This window comes from Vallitalea sediminicola, from assembly GCF_054408565.1.
In genome coordinates, this window is the sequence record NZ_BTPT01000231.1 from 1 (window position 1) to 631 (window position 631).

At 25.4% G+C, this 631-nt stretch carries 1 protein-coding gene; it reads right to left on the bottom strand.

From position 1 onward, the window contains the following. The coding region (locus ACX6CF_RS26535) for a hypothetical protein (RefSeq protein WP_458788386.1) at positions 1–453 on the bottom strand (453 nt) is incomplete at its 3' end. Positions 454–631: the final 178 nt, after the last annotated feature.

Genomic DNA, 631 nt, shown 5'->3' on the forward strand with positions numbered 1-631 from the left:
AAAAAAAGGAGCTAATATCCCTACACCTATCAGCGTAATATAAAAATCATTATTAGAGATACTTGCCATTAATTCTTCGTATTCAGGAACTAACTCATTTATATTAATTAATGTCAATATTCCATCTATAGCTATATTGATACCTATCCCACAGATGATACATATAAGTATAGTCTTTAATGAAAGCTTTTTATTCAAATTGGTTTCATTAACAAAATTTTTCTTACTAATTAAATATAACAATAAAAATACACCCAAAGTAACAACCCATGCAATTATAGTGATTAGCAAAGAGTGAGTAACAAAAAAGCTATATACATCTTCTTGATTAGTTTTATACATATTAAGCTTTACAGTAAAATAAATACCCGCAACTACAACTGCTAATACCTGTATTAATTTAGATATAATCACAAAAATCACACTATTTCCAAAAGCTCTAAATTTATTCATATAACGCACTCCTTATAATAAATTAAAAAGCTGTCTTAAAACACATTTAATGGTAATTAAGTGCCTTAATTATGTATTTTAAGACAGCTTTTTAATTTATTATAAGGAGTGCGTTATATGAATAAATTTAGAGCTTTTGGAAATAGTGTGATTTTTGTGATTATATCTAAATTAATAC